Origin of the sequence: Aulosira sp. FACHB-615, from assembly GCF_014698045.1 — a bacterium.
In the GTDB taxonomy this organism is placed as follows: Bacteria; Cyanobacteriota; Cyanobacteriia; order Cyanobacteriales; family Nostocaceae; genus Nostoc_B.
Genome location: NZ_JACJSE010000002.1, coordinates 263,615 through 281,917, shown reverse-complemented (window position 1 = coordinate 281,917; position 18,303 = coordinate 263,615). Strand labels below are relative to the sequence as shown.

Sequence of the window (18,303 nt, the reverse complement as noted above, 5' to 3'; positions counted from 1 at the left end):
TTCATTTCGCTTCGCTCCATTCGCAATGACTTTGTGTAATTAATTATGTTTAACTACTTAAATATATAGACATAACCCAGATGCAGAAAGCATTTCCAATCCAAAATGGTATGGGCAGTTATGCTTCAGGGCAATTCTTGGTAATTAATTTAGTGAACTACCTACAGTTGTACACTGTAGGCTTCTTGCTGTTTCAGCTAAAAACCCGAAAAACTTTCACCAACATAATCTTCAAGAAAATGTTATGCTGGAATTAATGAGAAATATATTCGGCAATGTAAGAAGCCTGTGCCGCCTTCCCGGATCTAAATCTTTTCAAGTTAATTAATTCGGCAAATTCTTATGTCAGTTGATGTCAATAATTAGACTAAAGAAAAAAGCCATGTAGGCGTGTGCCATTAATTTTCATATAGCGTTTCTCGGTTGAGTGCAGTACAAGTAGATGGAGAAAAGAGGCTAGAGGCTAGGGAAATTTACCTCACTGGAATGAGAACCGCTATATATAGGAATCCGATTTGATTTATGAAAAAATTTAAGTATATGTAGGGTGCGTTACGCTATCGCTAACACACCCTACGTATCTGTTCAAAAATCAAGTAGGAATCCTATATCAGGAATTTTATTATTAACAATGCTTCTGTTTTTAACGCCTAATTCCCATTCATAGATGTTTTAAGAGTTCTTCTAGTTGACAGTAACTCGGACTGTGTTGAATTAATTAGAATATTCCTTCAAGAGTTTTCAGTATCTGTAGAAATAGCAAATTCCGGATCAGGAGCCTTATCAATATTAGCAAATGGGCAAAATGATCAAGGAGACGAAGAATGCAAATTTTATCAAATAAATCGAGACAATTACTAACTCATACTATAACTGATGATAGCCAAGGAAATACAACTACATACACATGGAATTGTATGTGGAGTCACCATATTTGCCCTTGCTGTTCATACGGTTTACTCCGTCATATAAGTAATAGTGGTATTTACTGGCGTTGTAGCCATTGTTATCAACAAATGCCTAATTGGGACTTGGGACATATCCAAGTACATAATCTAGTACAACAAGGTAAAAGTCAAAATTTAAATGTTCAGGAAGAAACAACCAGCAACGCCTGAGCTAGAAAAATAAATCTTACTCAGCACCCAGCACTCAGCACTCAGCACTAGTTAATTGGTATAATCCCCATTCAAACCGCTAAATATTTGTGGGGGAACGGAAAAATGGCAGACTGGCAAGAAATTACTGGTGGTGTGACTGCTCCTAAAGGATATCGAGCCGCAGGAATCACCGCAGGATTAAAACCATCGGGATTGCCAGATTTAGCTTTGATAGTATCGGATGTAGAGGCGATCGCAGCTGGTGTGTTTACCACATCTCAAGTTAAGGCGGCCTGTGTAGATTATTGCCGTCAACGCTTGCAAGCTAAAACCAGCGCCCGTGCTATTCTCTGTAACGCCGGACAAGCCAACGCTGCCACAGGTAGTCAGGGTGTGCGTGATGCTAATGAAAGTGCAGAGTTATTAGCCAAGGAATTAAATCTCTCTCCCGAATTGATTTTGCTGGCTTCTACTGGTGTAATTGGTCAACGCATCAAGATGGATGCCTTACGCAGTGGGATTCCCAAACTAGTAGCCAGCCTCTCGGAAACCGGTTCTGATGCGGCGGCTGGGGCAATTATCACCACAGATTTAGTCACAAAATCCATTGCCCTAGAAACAACTATAGGCGATCGCCCAGTCCGCATTGGTGGGATTGCCAAAGGTTCGGGGATGATTCACCCCAATATGGCAACAATGCTGGCATTTGTCACCTGTGATGCGGCTGTTTCCCCCCACCTTTGGCAGCAAATGTTGAGTAGAGCCGCCGATAAAAGCTTTAATTCCATTACAGTAGATGGCGACACCAGCACCAACGATAGTTTAATCGCCTTAGCAAATGGTCAATCCCGTACCCCAGCAATTACCGAGATGGGTGCAGAAGCCGAAAAATTAGAAGCGATGCTAACAGCAGTATGCCAGCATTTAGCTAAAGCGATCGCACGGGATGGTGAAGGTGCAACTTGTTTGGTAGAAGTGCAAGTCACTGGTACTCATGATGACCTCGCCGCCAGACAAATCGCCAAAACCATTGCGGGTTCATCCTTAGTTAAATCAGCAATTTTCGGTCGTGATCCCAACTGGGGACGCATCGCCGCCGCCGCCGGACGTGCAGGTGTACCCTTTGAGCAAGAAAACTTGCAAATTAAATTAGGAGATTTCTTACTGCTAGAAAATGGTCAACCTCTGCAATTTGACCGCGCCGCCGCCAGCGCATATTTAAAACAAGCAGCCACCGATTATCCAGTTGTGGATGTAGTAGCTACTAATAATAGTAATGATTTATCAGGCAATCGTAGCAATATCAAAACGCAACGCTTAGATAATCCTGTAATTATTGCTGTTAGCGTTGGTAATGGTCATGGTACAGGTAAAGCTTGGGGTTGCGATTTAAGTTATGACTACGTGAAAATTAATGCCGAGTATACAACTTAACTGACAACAGAATTCAGGAGTCATAATTCAGAACTCAGAAAGCTTGGAGAACGCAATTTTATACTTTACTCACCAATCCTTACGCATAAAGTTTGTCTTTTAAGAATGGGGTAATGGCTTAGAACACATAAAGTCTTCAACCCCCATAAACTCTTGCCCAAACTTTGGCTTCCCTACGTTCGCGCAGCGTGTCGCAGACAGGGAAGGGGGGCAAGATTCAAAGCCTCTCTCCGCGTCGGGGAGAGGTTTGGAGAGGGGTTTCAAGAATAAGTCGCACATCGCGTTTTAATAAATATTTTTGAAGAAAAGCATTCACTTCATCGGCACATAACCCGACATAAACTTCTTTCCCTGCTTCTTTGAGAATATCTAGTCCTTTACCGTTATTGCGAGGATCTGGATCAACTATCGAGACATATATTTCCTGAATACGCGGATCTTTAGCGATCGCCAAAGCACAAGAGGGTGTGCGTCCCTGAAACGAACAAGGCTCAAGAGTAACGTACATTTGTAAAAAGTGCAAATCTTGACCTTGAATATGGGTTAGTGCATCAGCTTCAGCATGATGTTTTCCAGGCGAACGTGTATATCCTACTGCTACTATCTCGCTAGAATGGACAATTACACAACCTACTGGTGGGTTAGGTAAGCATTCTGGTAAAGCTTTTTTGCTTTGAGCTAAAGCAGTTAGCATAAATTTATCGTCCATATTCTTGGATATTTAAAGCTGATCAAAAGCTGGTGAGTAAATTAAAAGGTGGGTAATGCCCACCTTTTATAATGCTTACTTAAATTGTTCTAATTGGTCTAAGCGTAACCAAATATTTGGTGTTGGGACTTGTCCGAATTTCACAAAGGCATAATCACCTTTAATATCCACAATTTCACCTTGAGTCTCAAACAAGTAAGCTGGAAAACGAGTATCACTGGCTGTGGCTTCAACGCTGTTTTCTAGCTTTTCACGGATAGCGCGAACAATGTCTCCTTTTTTGACTGGCATATATTCCCCTCTGAAGTTAGCAGATTATCTCATAGAGGATTTTAGCTTGCGAGATGATACTAAATCTCAGAGCGATCGCTTTGAAGTATTTAACTTATACCAAATTAAAAAATGATTGCGACAGATTGATGGCTCAAAAGCTTACCGATCAACCCTTACCCAATCCAAAATCTGTCTTGAAAAGTTTGCTCAAGTCGGGGAACCCGCCCACGCAACTTTTCGCAAAATCTAAAATCCAAAATGGTATTATCCATGACATCTCACACTATTCCTCTATTGAATACAAGTAATCCCAGGACTTACCCCCAAAGATTCTCTGTAGAGATTGGGTGAAGGGGTAAAAGGGTCTAGGGTGTAAGGGTTGTTGATACATACACCCCTACACCCTAAATCAAGGTTTTTGGGGCAGAACGTAAAAACCTACACCTGCTCAGACCCTTGCACCCAGTCCAAACTGACAATCTGTGAAATCAAACAGTTGAAACTTTAACCACCGACAAAATTAAGCACCTAAAGCCGCCGCCGTTTTTTCCTTATCTAACTTGAACATCAACACACCCAAAGGTGGTAGACACAAATCTAAAGAATAAGGACGATTGTGCATTGACCAATCATCTGTCCACTTACCGCCTAAGTTGCCCATATTGCTACCGCCATACTGACGGGCATCACTATTAAACAACTCAGTATAAAATCCTTTTTCTGGCACACCGATGCGGTAATGAGAATGGGGTTGGGGTGTGAAGTTACAAATCACCACAATAAAGTTGTCAGAATCTTTGTCACGGCGGATAAAGGAAACTACACTGTGACGGTTGTCGCTACAATCAATCCAGTCAAATCCTTCTCTGGCAAAATCTAAGGTGTATAAAGATGGTTCAGAACGGTAAAGTTCGTTGAGTTCCTTAAAGAATTGTTTTAATTGTTGGTGTGGCTCAAACTGTAATAATTGCCATTCCAAATCAGCCCAAACATTCCACTCACTCCATTGTCCAAATTCCATACTCATAAACATGGTTTTCTTGCCTGGGTGAGCAAACATATAGGTAAATAAACAACGCACATTCGCCATTTTCTGCCATCGATCACCAGGCATTTTACCAATCATGTTGCTCTTACCATGCACCACTTCATCGTGAGACAACGCCAGCATAAAATTTTCGCTGTGGTTGTACCACATACTAAAGGTGATGTTATTTTGGTGGAATTGGCGGAACCAAGGGTCCATGCTGAAGTAATCCAACATATCGTGCATCCAACCCATGTTCCACTTTAAGTTAAAGCCTAAACCACCTGTGTAGGTTGGCCAAGAAACCATCGGCCACGAGGTTGATTCTTCCGCAATGGAAAGCACACCGGGAAAATAACTAAAAATCAGGTGATTTACTTGACGTAAGAAATCCGCCGCTTCTAGGTTTTCTCGACCACCATATTGATTAGTGACCCATTCACCTTCTTTGCGGCAATAGTCAAGATATAACATCGAAGCTACAGCATCTACACGAATGCCATCGATGTGATATTTGTCAAACCAAAATAGGGCATTTGCCGCTAAGAAATTTCTAACTTCGTTGCGGTTGTAATTAAATACCAGCGTACCCCATTCTTTATGTTCACCTTTGCGGGGGTCGGCGTGTTCGTATAAGTGAGTACCATCAAAGAAAGCTAAACCATGTCCATCTTTGGGGAAGTGGCCAGGAACCCAATCGACAATTACGCCAATGCCATTTTGATGACATTGGTCAACAAAATACATAAAATCTTCGGGAGTGCCAAACCGGGAAGTAGGTGCATAATAGCCAGTAACTTGATAACCCCAAGACCCATCAAAAGGATGCTCGGCAATGGGTAATAGTTCTACATGGGTATAGCCTAAATCTTTGACGTAGGGAATCAAGCGGTCTGCCAATTCTCGGTAAGTCAAAAATCGCGCACCCGGTTTTAATTCCGAAACAATAACTACAGGCTCAGTTTCACCATTGGGTAATTTAGGCGGCTCGGCACTGGAAGCATGTAGCCAAGAACCCAAGTGGACTTCGTAAACGGAAACAGGTTGAATCAGAGGATCAGTGTGACGGCGCTTTTCTATCCAGTCTTCGTCATTCCATTGATAGGAATTTAAGTTAGTGACAATAGAAGCTGTTTTTGGCCGGGGTTCTTGCTGAAAAGCAAAGGGGTCAGATTTTTCGTAAATGTGTCCTTCTATATTTTTGATTTCATATTTGTAATGTTCCCCTACCCCGATTTCGGGAATGAATAATTCCCAAACTCCTGTGATGCCTTTACGCATTTGATGTTTGCGTCCGTCCCACAGGTTGAAATCTCCCAGTAAAGACACGTTACGCGCATTGGGAGCCCAAACCGCAAAATAAACACCCTTGACTCCATCGATTTCGGTGGTGTGCGCTCCGAGTTTTTCGTAAATTCGATGATGGTTGCCTTCGGCAAATAAATGCAAGTCAAAGTCTGTTAGGCGCGGAGAACGGAAAGCGTAAGGATCATAAGTAACTCGCTCATGCTCTCCTTCTTGAATGCGTAACTGGTAGTTGGCAAGTTCTGGAGTTTCAATCGTACATTCAAAAAAATGGGGATGATGTACAGGTTGCATGGGGTATTCTTGGCGTTCTTGGGGAACAACTACCCAGGCTGCGCTGGCATTTGGTAGATAAGCACGTACAGCCCAAACTTGTTTGCCATTTTGTTCTACTGCATGAGAACCAAGTATTTCAAACGGATCGTGATGCTGGTTCCAAACTATACGGTTAACCTGTTCCTGAGCGATCGTGGCTATGGACATGAAGCTACCTATGTTGAATAAAGTGATTAACTAAACTGGCTTTTTTAATATCTATAATCTATTCTTTACATTTATTTGCAATTTATTGCCACCGTTATCGTACATCAGATGGGGACATCGGGGATAAGGGGTGAGCAGGTTCTCAAGTTTTTATACCAGTTAGATAGCCAGCGTAGCAGTCGAAGGTCAAAAGGCAAAAGTTAAAAGTCAAAAATGAAGAATACTTTTGACTTCTCCGGCTTTGTCGGAGTGTCTTCTGCCATAACTACAAATCTAAAAAGGGGAATAACTGAAGCAAAGCATTACGTATCCGCAGTAGAAAGACTGTTTGCCGCAGACTGGTGGTTAATTTTGGTGGCGGAACTTTTTGGAGTTGTGCTTGTATTTCTGCATACTCAGCAGCACTGATGGGTTTGCCATCTATGGGCGATCGCGCATCTATAATTATTTCTGTGCGTAAAATTTCTTCTGGGATGTCTTCTGGGGGTGGTAAAGCCATCACTGCTGATCCCCAATGGCTAATTAACCATACACCCACACTAGAGACAAAACTTAGTAGCCCCAATATGATTCGCTTGTGAGATTGTTTTTTCCCCATCGCATCACCTTTAAGTCATACTGATTGAGCCAAAAATCTAAAATGGACACTTGGTTGTGGCATTGACCAACATTACCAGTGTCCATTGACTGTTGCTTTAGCTTAACTAAAGATGTATAAATTGAGCTTGAGTTGGGTAGTCACTTTCTGAAGAATACTCTGATTCTCTTTTGCTACCCAAGCACTCAAGCAATTTTTTAAACTGCAAGACCAAGTGCTTGTCTGAGAACAAAACTTCAGGTAAAGAACTAAGGTGTTGTAGTAGGGGTAGGAGAAGCTGTACTAGCACCAGCAGGAGATGTAGTAGTGGTGGGTGACGCAGTAGCAGTGGGTGACGCAGTAGGAGTACTAGTCCCAGTATCGGAGGGTTCACCTGTAGCGGCTGGTGAGCTTGTCGGAGTAGATTTATCACCACCACTTTCACAAGCTCCTAAAACTCCCGCCAAACTTAAAATGAGAGCTAAACCAAAGATTTTTGTTTTCATAACTCCTCTTTCACCAATTCTGGCAATCAAATGTTTGTGCCTTTTGACTACGATAACCTATTTATTGCGAATTGTTGAATTACTCGTGTAGGAGATATTTAAAAACTGGCTAAAGGCTGATTATTAGTATTTGAGTGATGATGCCCCAGACTGATGACAATATCAAATGATCAGTGGGCGATCGCAGATAGTTGCTTGTTTTTTGTCTTGTATTGCCATACTGCGATGCACTACTTAAAATGTCAAGTGTCCACTAGGGAATCTTTGATGATATCTATTTGATTGACTAACTACTGATGGAGACAGACAACAGCAAATTGTTGTGCAACTCTCCAAGGATTGCCATATCTCAAAAACATTTAAACATGGTCTACAGTTAACGCTATACTCATTCAAATCCCAAAAAAGGCTGTTCTAACCTGAGCAAAATTAAATAAACAGACTAAAATACAGTATTTGCTATCCCGGAAAATTTTATGGCTGCTGTTCGTAAATCGGCTGTGTCTACAACTAATACTTGGTTTGGGCGCAATTCTAAACCAACTGTGCCACAAAGGCGCTCCCCCGTTCGGGGTTCAGTCATCAGCAGTGCATCTCCACTTTCAGGGCAATTACCGAAGCGTCGGCGACAGACTGCCAAAAGTTTATCAACTCCGATAACCAAAAACTCACCAGAATTAACTGCATCCAAAGTCTCTCATGTGCCGACGGCGGAAGTTTTACCAAGTTGGTTGGTGCGGTTGTACACTGTTCATCGTTACTCGTCTGTGGTGACGTTTTTATTAGTTGCAGTGGCACTAGTCGTTTATGGTTGGACAGTTTATTCTCAAGAACAGTGGAATCAAGAGTTCCGCCGCTTGCAAAATCTCCAACGCAACGAGCGTCAATTAACCACAACCAACGCTATGTTAAAAAACAAAATGGCGGAAGAAGCAGAAAAGCCAAGTGCGGGATTAGTATCACCCACGCCAGATAAAACAATTTTCTTACCCTCAGCATCTGATACGGCTAATTCTGCGCCATCAAATACCAAACCAAATTCTCCCACACAACAGCCAACTTCTTCACCATTGGGATATTAAAGGCAATAGTCATTGGTCATTTCTCAAAGACAAATGACAAATAACAAAGGACGAAGCCGATGCAAAAGTCATCCAGTAGATTAAAATTTAGAAATTCTCGCAATCCAGCCGTGACAAAGCGGCAGAAAGTTTCTCGACAAAAGTGGCTGGAGAAACTCACACCCAAAACCCCAGAACCAGTACAAAGCAGTAAGGTCAGGCTGTTAATTGTTTGGGCTATTTTAATATTCTCAGCATTAGGTTTAGCTTTTAACTTATATAATTTACAAATTCTCCAAGGCAAAAAACTCACGCAGAAAGCACGCAATCAACAAATGGTAAGTTTGCGTTCGTTTATGCCGCGTCGTTTGGTAATCGATCGCAATAATAATGTTTTGGCAGTTGACCGCCCTGTCTATACTGTTTATGCCCATCCCAAACTGTTTGATAAGTCTAATGAAGATGTTGCCCAAAAAATAGCCCCAATCATTGATAAAGATGTGGCGGAATTAGTGAAAACTTTTCAAAGTCGCAAAAGCGGGATTATTTTGATGCCGGCGCTACCTGAAGAAATTGCCGATCGCGTGATTGCTCTGCGCTTAAATGGCTTAGAATTTATTCCCAAATACTCACGCTTATATCCGCAAGCCGATATTACATCTGATGTGGTGGGTTACGTAGATTTAGAGCGTCGTGGTCAAGCTGGTGTGGAGTATAGTCAAGAAAAACTGCTAGAACGTTCTGTGCAGAAGGTACGGTTAATGCAGTCTGGGAGAGGGGAATTAAAGCCAGATGAAGCGCCAGAAGGTTTTCTCCATGCGGATGACTTGAAATTGCAACTCACAATTGATACACGCTTACAAAGGGCGGCTCGCTTGGCGCTGAAAGCCCAGGTAGAAAAATTCCGCGCTAAACGTGGGGCTGTGATTGTGATGGATGCGTTAGATGGTTCTTTACTTGCACTGGTGTCGCAGCCGACTTATGACCCGAATGACTATGGTAAAGCGAAGATTGATTTATTTAAAAACTGGACGGTAGCTGACCTTTACGAACCAGGGTCAACATTCAAACCATTAAATGTAGCGATCGCATTAGAAAATGGTGTGATTCAACCCAATGATACTTTTAATGACCCAGGGTCGATTAGAGTCGCTGACCGTGTAATTAAAAATGCTCAAAACAATGCTTATGGGCGCATTAATATTGCTCAAATTCTGCAAAATTCCAGCAACATCGGGATGGTGCAAATCATCCAAAAAATGCGCCCCTCAATCTACTACACCTGGTTAGAACGTCTAGGCTTAGGGCAACCATTAGAAACTGATTTGCCTTTTGGAGTTAGCGGTTCGCTGAAAACTCAACCAAGATTTATTTCTTCACCCATTGAACCAGCAACCGCATCTTTTGGACAAGGTTTTTCACTCACCCCCCTCCAACTAGTACAACTGCACGGCGCTTTAGCCAATGGCGGTAAATTAGTCACACCCCATGTAGTTCGCGGATTGGTTGATAGCAGTGGCAAAATGCACTATTCACCCACACTTCCCACACCAAGGCAAATTTTTTCTGCGAAAACTACTCAGCAAGTTGTGGAAATGATGGAAACAGTTGTTTCTGAAGGTACTGGTAGACCTTCTAAAATTGCTGGATATCGCATTGGTGGTAAAACAGGTACAGCCCAAAAAGCTAGTCCGAATGGTGGCTATATCCCTGGTGCAAGAATCACCAGCTTTGTCGCCGTTTTGCCTGTGGAATCTCCCCGCTATGTAATTTTGGCAATTGTTGATGAGCCGAAGGGTGAAAGCGCATACGGTTCTACTGTTGCTGCACCAATTGTCAAATCAGTCATGGAAACCTTAATTCCCCTAGAACACCTACCACCGGAACAGTTCAATTCCCCAGATGAAACACCAAGATGAGAGTTTTATCAACGTAGCAGGACTGATGCACAAAGATTGTCTATATCTTGTAGCTAGATCCAATTTTTAACTTGACAAAAAGGATTGGAAAATCCAGAGCTTTTTATTTTTTCTCCTTAAAAGGAGAGGTCTTAAACCTTGTAAGACTTACGCATAAAAACGAAAAATCAAGGGTTTTGGCAAGGGTACAGGGGTATCTGACAGGTGTAGGTTTTTTACGTTCTGCCCCAAAAACCTTGATTTAGGGTGTAAGGGTGTGAGGGTGATGAAACTCTGATTAAATCGTGATTTTTAGAGTCGCTACTCATCACTCTGTTAAAAACCTACACTTGTGAGACAGGGGTATGGGGGTGTATGTATCTAAAACCCTTATGCCAAAAACCCTTACACCCTTATGCCCAATCTTAATAAACAATCTTGGTGCGTAAGTCCTGCCTTGAATAAAACAGTTATCAATTGTCAATTAATAATAGGTAATTTAAAAACAGCAATAATTTAAATAAAGTTTCTAATTTTTAATTCATATTCCTAGAGAAAGATATTTAAAATAATAAATTATCACTAAAGAATAATTTTAAAATTCTTCAAAAGATTAAAAATAAAAACATAGGTTTTATCAACCTATATACGTAAGTGAGGTTAAGAATTATGCAAACTCAAACAATAGCAAATGATTTGCTTTTAGAGCTATCTAATGAGCAACAACAGCTTCTATCTGGTGGTCAATCAGGCGACGTAAATGATGATGATTTAGCTAATCTTGGAAACAACGTCGATTCAGGCAGCTTTGATAGAGATTCTAGCAATAGAGATAATACACCTCTTCGACGTTATAGGATTAATAGTAGAGGTACAGCTATCATCACTGTACAAAAACTAAGTTAATCTTGGCAACTAGTCGATTTAAAAATCCTATGAATAAATAAAAATAAATTTATTCATAGGAAGCTAATAAGTATTAGCTAAAAAATTATAGGTGTTAATTTACTACTAAACACCCAAAATAGAAAGGGTAAGTTTAACACCTGTTTACTTAAATTTAAGTCCCGTTAATTACGAATTACCGTGTATTAGTCGGAATTAGGCTATTAGTTGAAGTTCCCGGATTAGCACCAGTATTAACATGAGTTTGCTGGGGAGTTGTGGTACAAGTAGTGGCTATAGAGATAAAGCTGAATATAGAAAAAATTTTCTCAGAAAATACCTACCCACAGATATACCTCAACCATGCAAGTGTGTTCATTTGCCGAATTTGTAATCTGTAATCTGTTATCTATCTCTTGCTGTAATTCTGTATCTCTAGAGTTAATATTTGTTTATAACTCACGAAAGAGGTTAATAAAGCTGAAGTGTGGAACTTTAGATATTAGAGAGGGAAGTATTTTCACTCTTGAGTAAAGTTATCTAAGATTCCATGCAAAGCAATTTATTGAGATTACCTAAATTCGATGGTGAAGTAAATACAGCTAATAATTATCGCCAAGCTGAACAGTTATTTTTAGAATTACTAGCAATAGAAAATTTAGACAATCAACTACATCAGTTAGCAACGCAAGTTAGAGAATTTGAACAAACACTCTTTGCGGCAATTGTAGCAGCCTATCAAAATAGCAGCGTAGATAATGACGCTCATTTATTTTTGCAACGAATTTTATATTGGATTAATCGCCTAAAGTTATTTTGGTACGACGATTTACGCCACTATACAAATGAGCGATCGCTTTATTTAAGTTGTTGTCGTCATCAAATTGAACTTGCTTGGCAAGCTTGGGAATTAGCACAAATTGATGTACCAGCATTACAAAAATTAGATGTCAAACAAGCATTAATAGAACGCGCCACCGCAGATTTAAATCCGCCACTATCACCAGAAAGCCGCTACATCCGCGAACAAATGAGTGAAATTGGCTATCGTCATTTGCTGGCGATCGCTTCATTTGATGGTTTAGTGGAAGGTAGTCGTTTATCGCGGATTTTAGGCGGTACAGCCAACGAGGTGCAATGTACTTTAGTGCGGGTATTTTTAGAAGAGTACGGTAATGGGCGCTTATCTCGCAAGCACTCAACATTTTTTGCTCAAATGTTAGCCGAGTTTGAGATGAACACCGAACCAGAAGGTTACTTTGATTTAGTACCTTGGGAAGTTTTAGCTTGCGCGAATCAAAACTTTTTAACCACCGAACGCAAACGATATTTCCTCCGTTACAGTGGCGCGTTAACTTATTTTGAAGTAGCAGGGCCAGCAGCTTACAAAAATTATTTTGCAGCAGCACAAAGACTACAACTTTCAGATGCAGCAATGGGTTATTGGGAACTGCACATCCGCGAAGATGAACGCCACGGTCAATGGATGTTAGAGAGTGTGGCGTTAGCTTTAGCCGAGCAATATCCCCATGATGCGTGGGAATTATTACTAGGATACGACCAAGAAAAACTCATGGGCGATCGCGCTGCTCAAGCTGTTGTCAAATCTATTCGCGCAGCCGAACAAGCAAATTTACCAACAAGATAACTTATACCATTTTGGATTTTAGATTTTGGATTTTGGATTGGGAAATTGCTTACTGGTGAGCTTTTCAGTAACCCATTTGTCGCAATCATTTTTCAAATTGGTATTACCAAGCCAAAAATAGCATTTTAAAATTTTTGGACATTTGATTCTACTGTAGTGACAAACAACTCACTACAGACAAATTTTCTGTGCTTTTATGCAAGTCAAACTGTAATTTAAGGAACTAATTCAATCAAATGAAAGACATATTTTCCTGCCCTGAAGAATCTAATTTCTATTCCAACTGTTTAGAAAATTTTGTCCTGAGAGATTGCCAAAATCCGACTTCGATTGTTGAATTTGGTTCTGGTGATGGTAGTCCAGTGATTAACTCACTACTGCGAAATAAATTTGAGGGATTAATTCAAGGCTATGAACTGAATACATCTGCCTGGAAAGCTGCTAACTTAACTATAGATGAATATAATTTGACTAGTAAATATATTATTCATAATTCTTGTTTATTTGATGCTGATAAACCTCAAGCCAATTATCTTGTAGCTAACCCGCCATATCTGCCTGCTCCAGATGATGATATTTATATGCCATTATTATTTGGTGGTATAGATGGAGCAGCAATTACCAACGAGTTGTTATCTTTAGATTATGAAAATGTTTTAGTTTTAGTTTCTAGTTATTCCAATCCTATTAGTACTATTAAAACAGCACGAAAACACAGCTACAGTGTAAATAAATTTGTGGTTTTACCCTTGCAGTTTGGTTACTATAGTTCTGAGCCAAAAGTCAAAAAACATATAGAAGAATTAAAAAAACATCATCAGGCATTTTACTCTGGAGATTATTATTTCTTATCTGGAGTGCTATTCCAAAAATCCCAGGTATCAAATATTGATTTGGCGAATGAATTAACTCAAGTTATGACAAGTTTATAGATTGGCAATATGTAGGGTGGGCATTCACTAATATATTCGGGGTTAATTGAGAGTTTGATTGAGAATGCTTACCTACATAGGGTTTACTGAAAAAGTTGTTTTGTGGAGGTAGGGAACAGTTATACCAAATTGAAGAATGATTGCGACAAATGGATTGCCCAAAAGCTTACCAGTGCACCCTTTCCCAATCCAAAATCCAAAATGGTATTAGTTATATGAAAATTTATTTTTCAAGGTTGATATTTGATCAATGAGAGAGAGATTAGGTAATTGCTGAATTCAGAAATTTGACATCAAAAGAGTATTAGACAAGGGCAGATAGTTGTTTTTGAAAGTAAGCGCGGTAGAGTTTACAGCGCGGTAAGATGCGATCGCCATCAAAACAAATTAATCCTAGATTTTCCAGCTTATAAGCATCCGCAGGATCAATCACTAGACCGAGTTTGGTTTCGACAAGTTCAGCATATACCTTGATCAGATGAGGATAGGCTTGCAGTTTTAACCAGTGTCGCCATAAGTGATGGCGGTAGATACCACCGTTCACCATCGCTTCTTGAATTAATTCTTGGAGAGTTATCTTGCCAGAGACAAGATGAAATAAGGCTAGTTGAATCAAGGCTGGATGACCACCAACCAAAGACATTAATTCCGCAGATTCTTGACCGACTCTCCAGTTTAATTCGTATCTACTGGCTAACTCTTCTACTTGGTAGTGTGTAAATTCACTCAGACGGATAGGTAGGCCGATATTAAATGGTGAACGGTTAATATCTAAAGAAATATTTTGTTCTGTGGAATATACCACTACTAATCTTAATTTCTGCCAACCATAGTTTTGTCTGGCTTCTTCACACCAGGAACGCAACAAAGCAAAAAATTCCTGAGCAATATGAGGATATTCAAAAAAGCGATCAACATCACTTAAAACTAACACTATGGGATGATTTATCTGTTTGAAAAGATATTTTTGCAAGTAAAAACTACAAACTAATTTATAGCCAACTTCTTCATCCCACATCTCATCTAAGTTGGGCTCAATATCTAGTTGTTGAGCAATTTGCCAACAAAGACAACGCAAAAGCTTATTTAAATCGGTTAAACAAGAATCATCGATTTGATAACAGTTGATATTAACAGTATGATATCTTTGCTTCTGGGCAAAGGCTAAAATACGTAGTACTAAAGAAGTTTTTCCCATTTGTCTGGGAGAGCGAATCCGAATTACACAGCCTGGTCGAGTAATTTCTCGATAAGCCAGTTCTTCTATAGGTGGACGCTCGATATATAAAGGTGAGTCTAAAGCTACAGGGCCATCTGGATAAGTCCAACGATGTGTGATTTCGTCAGTAGAAAGACGAGGTGAGTTTTCTAATTTTGTGTATGAATTTCTAGGCAGAAATTCTAAGATTTCGCTTTCATCATCGACGCTCGAAACAGCGTAATCTGCTTCATTTAATTTGAGGTTAAAGGCACTAAAACATAGTTTGAGAGTTTTTTGATCTACAGCTTTACTCAAAGACCATAATCGACTCAGAGTTTTGGTCGAAATACTAATCTGTGTGCTGAGTTCTTGTAGGGTGAGGCGATCGCCTTTTTTCCTAGCCATCTCCCAAGATACTATTGCTTCTTGCAAACGTTGTAGTCCGGTAGGAGTTAGTACAACGCCTCGTCTTCTCTTGCTTTTAGTTTGTTTCACTTGCATAGGCTGTGTTCCAACAACTTTTTGTGGACACAAAGTCTACTTTTAACTTCTTGCATCAATACTTTTTTGCTTCGTGCATTTCCCTGTAGGCTTTCCCGGAGGATAAGCGCAAAAATCTGAATAGAAGCACGCAAATTACAACTTTTGCAAAAAGTTTTGTGTAGAATCTGATGATCCAACTACTCCAAGAATTTAAACAGCGTCAAACATTCCGAATTTCAAGTTATAACAACCGTAGAAACCACTAACAAAAGCATTGTATAAAGAAAGGTATTTTGATACAGTATTTTTACTGAAAATACCCGTAAAAATTATTACGAAATAATGAGATTGCTGACCCTTACTTAACGGATTGTCATATCAGCCACGGGAATTTGTTGCAGAATAAGGTCAAAAGCTGAAGTTCAGAAAAACTCGTAATTTAGTCAGGTGGAAAATATCTAAATTACTGTAAAATCTGACGCTTCAGTCATTTCAGGCTTTATTCAGCCCCAAATTTGTGATTTTAAGTGAGTTCACTGATATTCTACTGTACTTCCACCGTTTGTGTAATTTTTTGAGTTTTTGATCAACTGGTCTATTTTAACGTTTGATTTTTTTGAGTCAATCCTCTAAATCAACTTACAACATACTAACATCATAATAAATGCTTTCAGTAATTACACTAGATTTTATCAATGCTATTGATTAATGATGCGATCGCTCTGATGAAATTGATGTATTCTTGGCGACATTGTTTATGTAGATAACAAAATCCCCAAATTATTGAATCATTTGGGGATGAAAAGCTAAATCACACAAAATGGCTATCTGTGAGACTCGTATTGGATTTTTGAAATTATCTGTACAGACTGGAAGTAGAGATGAGCAAAGAGTATTTCTGGCAGAACTCAAAGGAGAACATCAGCACAGATGCTATTTTTGGCTGATGGTGGCTGGGGTAATTGCAGCATACTGCTCTGGGGTTAACACTGCTTCTCGAATATTCACAGGTTTGGGAAGTAAGCCATTTTTATAGAAGTAATCAGCTACTCGCTGTTGTTCTTGGATTAAATCGGGAGAGATGGCTCTTAACCCATAACTACGGCGGCTAATGACTAAATCCATCACGTCGGGTGGTAGTTTTTGAAAGGGTGCAATGAGTTGGGCGGTTTCTTTGGGATGCGCCTCAGCCCAGCGTTGAATTTTGTCAATCTCTTCAATCACTATTCGCAAAAGTTCTGGATTGTCTATAGCAAATTGTTTGCCACCAATATAATATCCGCCTGGAGAGTCGAGGCCTTGAGAATCTCGTAAAATCCTGGCTTTACCTAGTTTTTCGGCTCTGGCTAGATGTGGATCACCTGTTACCCAAACCGGAATTTTACCTTCGAGAAAGGCACTGCTGGCTTCTACGTTGGGGATACTCAAAACTTTAATATCGCTATATTTCAAACCGACATCTTCTAAAGCTCTGAGAATAAAGTAGTGAGATGCTGATGCTTTTTGGAAGACGACTTTTTGTCCTTTGATATCTTTTAAAGTCTTAATTGGTGAATCTGGTGGTACTGCGATCGCACTGCTTCTACCACTATTTTCGCTGCGTCGTGAACCAACAACATAGACAATCTGCGCCCCAGCCGCTTGAGCAAAGATGGGAGGCGTTTCACCAACGGAACCCAAATCAATTTTGCCCACATTCATCGCTTCCATCAGTTGTGGCCCTTGGGCAAATTGTGACCATTCCACTGTCACCCCCAAAGGTTCTAGACGCTTTTCTAATACTTTTGTCACCCTGACTAAATCACCAGCTTGCTGATACCCCATCCGCAAGACTTTGGTTTTGATGCCTGCTGGCTTGACATCAGAGACATTATTAGCTGTAGATGAAGTTTCTGCCTTTGGAGTTGGTTGTGTGCAACTGATTAATGTGAATGAGGTTGCAATGCTAATCAACCCTGGAGCTAACAATCGCGTAACACGATGAAAAATGTTTGTATATTGGGGTTTAAAGGTAGCGACCATAATTTTTTTGTACGGCTAGATTAATTGATAACGGAGAGATAATTTTTTATCTGGCTCTATTGGCAATGCCAGAAAATACAAAAAACTGTTGCTCTTTGGGTTCAGGGACATTTTCACCAAGATAGCGATGAATGCCTATACCCATATCTCCGGTTGCTGTCAGCTTAAAGTTGACTTCTGCAAACCCAGCTTTTTGTAAAGATGTACGGACTGTTTCTGAGTGGGGAATACCATTGGAATGTCCGCGAGTCCAAATGACAAAAGCACCTTTTTTACTCAGGAAACTCAAATTTCCTAATAAGCGATTGAGTTCATTTTCGTCGGCAAGATTACCAAAAACGCCACAAACAATCACAATGTCTGCTGGTACTGCGCCTAGATAGTTAGAGGCGATAGTTGCATCACCATTAATAAACTCAATTTGTTTTGTTAAACCTAATGATTCTATAGTTGCTTTGCCACGTTCTACGAGTTGGGGATTTAGCTCTACAAGTCGTGCGTGAACATCTTGAGCGCGTGGGTGATTTACTAAAGTTCCGAGTAAATCTCGTCCATCGCCAGCGCAGACACTGACTACGCGAATTACTCCTGATGGAGAGAAATTTAAACTGTGGGCGATAAATTCTCGCACAATTTCTAAACGCTGCTGCAACCTCGGTTCTGTTTTGTAGAGGTCGTGCCATTCAAACCAGTCTTTTGGCATAAGGTGATATTTTCGTTTCCGCAAACTAGGAAGGAGGCACAGTGAGTCATACACTG

The 18,303-nt window shown here is 40.2% G+C and carries 15 protein-coding genes; 7 read left to right on the top strand and 8 right to left on the bottom strand.

Features of this window, described 5'->3' with window-relative positions; translation table 11 throughout:
- The first annotated feature begins 824 nt into the window (after nucleotides 1–824).
- Nucleotides 825–1,118 (top strand): hypothetical protein, encoded by a 294-nt coding sequence (locus H6G77_RS03510; RefSeq protein WP_190870978.1) that lies wholly within the window; start codon nucleotides 825–827, stop codon nucleotides 1,116–1,118.
- Between the two features lie 105 nt (nucleotides 1,119–1,223).
- Nucleotides 1,224–2,534 (top strand): bifunctional ornithine acetyltransferase/N-acetylglutamate synthase, encoded by a 1,311-nt coding sequence (argJ, locus tag H6G77_RS03505; protein ID WP_190870849.1) that lies wholly within the window; start codon nucleotides 1,224–1,226, stop codon nucleotides 2,532–2,534.
- A 217-nt stretch (nucleotides 2,535–2,751) separates the two neighbouring features.
- On the opposite strand, the gene H6G77_RS03500 is transcribed toward argJ, so the two are convergent.
- From H6G77_RS03500 to H6G77_RS03480, 5 genes are all read right to left on the bottom strand, one after another.
- Nucleotides 2,752–3,243 carry a deaminase gene (locus H6G77_RS03500; protein ID WP_190870848.1) on the bottom strand — a complete coding sequence of 164 codons (492 nt, stop codon included), beginning with the start codon at nucleotides 3,241–3,243 and terminating at the stop codon, nucleotides 2,752–2,754.
- Between the two features lie 75 nt (nucleotides 3,244–3,318).
- Nucleotides 3,319–3,534 carry an NAD(P)H-quinone oxidoreductase subunit O gene (locus H6G77_RS03495; protein ID WP_190593310.1) on the bottom strand — a complete coding sequence of 72 codons (216 nt, stop codon included), beginning with the start codon at nucleotides 3,532–3,534 and terminating at the stop codon, nucleotides 3,319–3,321.
- A 502-nt stretch (nucleotides 3,535–4,036) separates the two neighbouring features.
- The gene (gene glgB / locus H6G77_RS03490) at nucleotides 4,037–6,331 is read right to left on the bottom strand and encodes a 1,4-alpha-glucan branching enzyme (RefSeq protein WP_190870847.1); all 2,295 of its coding nucleotides are present in this window, start codon (nucleotides 6,329–6,331) and stop codon (nucleotides 4,037–4,039) included.
- 265 nt (nucleotides 6,332–6,596) lie between these two features.
- Nucleotides 6,597–6,929, bottom strand: coding sequence for a hypothetical protein (locus H6G77_RS03485; protein WP_190870846.1), 333 nt, complete (start codon nucleotides 6,927–6,929; stop codon nucleotides 6,597–6,599).
- 248 nt (nucleotides 6,930–7,177) lie between these two features.
- Complete coding sequence (locus H6G77_RS03480) at nucleotides 7,178–7,414, bottom strand: hypothetical protein (protein WP_190870845.1); 237 nt, start codon at nucleotides 7,412–7,414, stop codon at nucleotides 7,178–7,180.
- Between the two features lie 476 nt (nucleotides 7,415–7,890).
- Between H6G77_RS03480 and H6G77_RS03475 the strand changes: the two genes are divergently transcribed.
- The 5 genes from H6G77_RS03475 (at nucleotide 7,891) to H6G77_RS03455 (ending at nucleotide 13,838) form a co-directional block, all read left to right on the top strand.
- Complete coding sequence (locus tag H6G77_RS03475) at nucleotides 7,891–8,496, top strand: hypothetical protein (protein WP_190870844.1); 606 nt, start codon at nucleotides 7,891–7,893, stop codon at nucleotides 8,494–8,496.
- A gap of 59 nt (nucleotides 8,497–8,555) precedes the next feature.
- On the top strand, nucleotides 8,556–10,394 hold the full coding sequence (locus H6G77_RS03470; protein ID WP_190870843.1) for a penicillin-binding protein 2: 1,839 nt from the start codon (nucleotides 8,556–8,558) through the stop codon (nucleotides 10,392–10,394).
- A gap of 648 nt (nucleotides 10,395–11,042) precedes the next feature.
- Nucleotides 11,043–11,279, top strand: coding sequence for a hypothetical protein (locus tag H6G77_RS03465; RefSeq protein ID WP_190870842.1), 237 nt, complete (start codon nucleotides 11,043–11,045; stop codon nucleotides 11,277–11,279).
- Nucleotides 11,280–11,808: 529 nt separating this feature from the next.
- Nucleotides 11,809–12,906, top strand: a complete 1,098-nt coding sequence (locus tag H6G77_RS03460; protein WP_190870841.1) for an iron-containing redox enzyme family protein — start codon at nucleotides 11,809–11,811, stop codon at nucleotides 12,904–12,906.
- 236 nt (nucleotides 12,907–13,142) lie between these two features.
- On the top strand, nucleotides 13,143–13,838 hold the full coding sequence (locus H6G77_RS03455) for an SAM-dependent methyltransferase (protein ID WP_190870840.1): 696 nt from the start codon (nucleotides 13,143–13,145) through the stop codon (nucleotides 13,836–13,838).
- Between the two features lie 304 nt (nucleotides 13,839–14,142).
- Here H6G77_RS03455 and H6G77_RS03450 read toward each other — a convergent pair whose 3' ends face one another.
- The 3 genes from H6G77_RS03450 to H6G77_RS03440 form a co-directional block, all read right to left on the bottom strand.
- On the bottom strand, nucleotides 14,143–15,540 hold the full coding sequence (locus H6G77_RS03450; RefSeq protein WP_190870839.1) for an AAA-like domain-containing protein: 1,398 nt from the start codon (nucleotides 15,538–15,540) through the stop codon (nucleotides 14,143–14,145).
- 915 nt (nucleotides 15,541–16,455) lie between these two features.
- Complete coding sequence (locus H6G77_RS03445; RefSeq protein WP_190593297.1) at nucleotides 16,456–17,544, bottom strand: aliphatic sulfonate ABC transporter substrate-binding protein; 1,089 nt, start codon at nucleotides 17,542–17,544, stop codon at nucleotides 16,456–16,458.
- Nucleotides 17,545–17,590: 46 nt separating this feature from the next.
- Nucleotides 17,591–18,247, bottom strand: coding sequence for a class I SAM-dependent methyltransferase family protein (locus tag H6G77_RS03440; protein ID WP_190870838.1), 657 nt, complete (start codon nucleotides 18,245–18,247; stop codon nucleotides 17,591–17,593).
- Between the last annotated feature and the right edge of the window lie 56 nt (nucleotides 18,248–18,303).

Excerpts from the sequence above, each read along its gene's own strand:
- H6G77_RS03510 (WP_190870978.1), top strand. The coding sequence starts at position 825 with ATGCAAATTTTATCAAATAAATCGAGACAATTACTAACTCATACTATA.
- argJ (WP_190870849.1), top strand. The coding sequence starts at position 1,224 with ATGGCAGACTGGCAAGAAATTACTGGTGGTGTGACTGCTCCTAAAGGA.
- H6G77_RS03500 (WP_190870848.1), bottom strand. The coding sequence starts at position 3,243 with ATGGACGATAAATTTATGCTAACTGCTTTAGCTCAAAGCAAAAAAGCT.
- H6G77_RS03495 (WP_190593310.1), bottom strand. The coding sequence starts at position 3,534 with ATGCCAGTCAAAAAAGGAGACATTGTTCGCGCTATCCGTGAAAAGCTA.
- glgB (WP_190870847.1), bottom strand. The coding sequence starts at position 6,331 with ATGTCCATAGCCACGATCGCTCAGGAACAGGTTAACCGTATAGTTTGG.
- H6G77_RS03485 (WP_190870846.1), bottom strand. The coding sequence starts at position 6,929 with ATGGGGAAAAAACAATCTCACAAGCGAATCATATTGGGGCTACTAAGT.
- H6G77_RS03480 (WP_190870845.1), bottom strand. The coding sequence starts at position 7,414 with ATGAAAACAAAAATCTTTGGTTTAGCTCTCATTTTAAGTTTGGCGGGA.
- H6G77_RS03475 (WP_190870844.1), top strand. The coding sequence starts at position 7,891 with ATGGCTGCTGTTCGTAAATCGGCTGTGTCTACAACTAATACTTGGTTT.
- H6G77_RS03470 (WP_190870843.1), top strand. The coding sequence starts at position 8,556 with ATGCAAAAGTCATCCAGTAGATTAAAATTTAGAAATTCTCGCAATCCA.
- H6G77_RS03465 (WP_190870842.1), top strand. The coding sequence starts at position 11,043 with ATGCAAACTCAAACAATAGCAAATGATTTGCTTTTAGAGCTATCTAAT.
- H6G77_RS03460 (WP_190870841.1), top strand. The coding sequence starts at position 11,809 with ATGCAAAGCAATTTATTGAGATTACCTAAATTCGATGGTGAAGTAAAT.
- H6G77_RS03455 (WP_190870840.1), top strand. The coding sequence starts at position 13,143 with ATGAAAGACATATTTTCCTGCCCTGAAGAATCTAATTTCTATTCCAAC.
- H6G77_RS03450 (WP_190870839.1), bottom strand. The coding sequence starts at position 15,540 with ATGCAAGTGAAACAAACTAAAAGCAAGAGAAGACGAGGCGTTGTACTA.
- H6G77_RS03445 (WP_190593297.1), bottom strand. The coding sequence starts at position 17,544 with ATGGTCGCTACCTTTAAACCCCAATATACAAACATTTTTCATCGTGTT.
- H6G77_RS03440 (WP_190870838.1), bottom strand. The coding sequence starts at position 18,247 with ATGCCAAAAGACTGGTTTGAATGGCACGACCTCTACAAAACAGAACCG.